Here is a 2219-nt window from a genome sequence, read left to right on the forward strand (position 1 = left end):
CCGGGCCCCGTTGCCGGGGGCGAATGCCGGAAAAGGCGCCTTCGATAAATCGATCCCAGGGGTCGATGCCCCGTCGGTAAAGCGTACCTGCGAGAGGATGACCGCCCGACCCGCGTTTCGTACCCTTCGTCTTGGATATTTCTTTTGCATGCTTTCGGCCGTTTCGGTCTCTTGCGCAAAAGGAAATAACGCGATCGGGAAAGAGAATCGTGGAAGGGGGATGGGCGCAGTCGTTTCTTCTGGAGGGCGGCACGGCCTTGAAGGCAGGTGGCGATCATCGTTGAGGGACGGTGGTCGAAACTACGGAAGCATCAGTTATTCATGCAATACTGAAGCGTCCGTAATTTCCTGAAGGTGCGTTGCGGTTCCAGTCTTGCCACTGCGCGAAGGGGAAGCGTAAGCGCTGGGGCGCCGCACGTCGCGTTGCGCGACGGACGGACGATCCGGCTTCTTATCATACGAGTTACCTCAAAAGGAGGGACTGATGGATAAAAAAGAGTTCACGATCTCAGAAGTCATCGACTCCATCGGCATCAGCAAGCACACGTGGGTCGTGTTCGTGCTGCTGGCCTTTGCCATGATCTTCGACGGCTACGACTTCATGATCGTCAATTCGACCAACATGTTCGTGGCCCATACGTTCTGGCCCGACAACGCGAACCCGGGCGCGCTCATGGGCTCGCTGACCACGTGGGGCCTGCTGGGCATGGTGCTCGGCGGCGCCGTCGGCGGCATCATGTCCGACAAGATCGGCCGTAAGAAGACGCTGATCGCTGCCGTCATGTTCTACGGCCTGTTCACGCTGCCGCAGGCGTTCGCGAACGACCTGGCGTTCTTCGCCGCGTTCCGCCTGATCGCCGGCTTTGGCGTGGGCTCCTGCATCCCGGTGGTCACCACGGTGTTCTCCGAGAGCATGCCCTCCAAGCAGCGTGGCGTCTTCGTCACGTTCGGCATGGCGTTCATGGTCGTCGGCTGGGTTCTGGCCGGCCTCATCGCCAACCCGATCTGCAACGCGGCCACACCGCTGCTCGGCGACTTCACCAACCAGGTCACCTACGCCCTGGCCGATGGCGGCACCGCCACCATGTACGCCAACTGGCGCCTGTGCTACCTGATCGGCGGCATCCCGCTGATCTACGGCATCATCCTCATCTTCACGATGCACGAGACCCCGCACTGGTACGCCAACTCCGGCAACAAGGAGATGGCCTGCAAGCGCCTCACCCAGATCGAGCAGGCCACGCGCCACACGTCCCACGAGTACGACCCCGCTCTGCTGATCGTTCCGCCGAAGCCCGCCAAGACCGGCCCGTCGGTTCTGTTCTCGAGCAAGTTCATCGTGGCGACCTGCGCCATCTGGTCCGCCTACTTCGTCGGCCAGTTCTGCGTGTACGGCATGAACGCCTGGATCCCCACGTGGTTCGTGGGCCTGGGCTACTCGCAGGCTGACTCCGTCGCGCTCCAGACCTGGAACAACGTGGCGGCCATCGCCTCCAACATCGCGGTGGGCTTCGTGTCCGACAAGATCGGCCGCAAGCGCAACCTCGCCGGTGCCTGGCTGTTCTGCATCGTGGCCATCATCCTGTGCTCCATCTTCGTGGCCCCGAACAACATGGGCCTGTGCATCGCCCTCATGCTGCTCTTCGGCTTCGCGCTGAACTACGCCATCACGGCCGTCCAGCCCCTCATGCCCGAGAGCTATCCCACGGCTATCCGCAACACCGGCACGTCCTGGTGCCAGGCGTTCGCCCGCTTCGGCGGCTCCGCCTCCTCCATCGTGCTCGGCGGCATCGCCGGCATGGCGCTGTTCCAGACCGCCACTGGCGCCACCAACTGGTCGATGGTCGTGCTCGTGCTCATCGTCCCGTTCGCCCTGGGCTTCATCTGCACGGTCATGTTCGTGAAGGAAACCGCCGGCAAGTCCATGGACCAGCTCGCGGCCGAAGAGGAGAGGATGGGCAATTCCGAGAAGGACGGCAACATGCGCTTCATCGTCATGTTGGTGATCGTGGCCGTCCTTGCCATCCTCTGCATCGCCTGCCCGCTCATCGTGCCGAACTGGTCGAAGCAGCCCTACGCGCTGCCGCTCATGGCCATCGGCCTGCTCCTCCCGTTCCTGTACTTCTTCATCTTCGGCGGCATCCAGTCGGCGAAGAACAAGGCTGCCCGGGCTTCGCTCGGCTCCTTGGGCGACGAGGCGTCGACGAAGGCGTAAGCCC

General features: G+C 62.7%; 1 protein-coding gene. It reads left to right on the forward strand.

Going from position 1 to position 2219, the window contains the following annotated elements; all coding sequences use genetic code 11:
- Nucleotides 1-484: 484 nt before the first annotated feature.
- Nucleotides 485-2215, forward strand: coding sequence for an MFS transporter (locus tag GPA_RS15680; protein WP_015540468.1), 1731 nt, complete (start codon nucleotides 485-487; stop codon nucleotides 2213-2215).
- The last annotated feature ends 4 nt before the right edge of the window (nucleotides 2216-2219 follow it).

It is taken from the genome of Gordonibacter pamelaeae 7-10-1-b (assembly GCF_000210055.1).
Classification (GTDB): domain Bacteria; phylum Actinomycetota; class Coriobacteriia; order Coriobacteriales; family Eggerthellaceae; genus Gordonibacter; species Gordonibacter pamelaeae.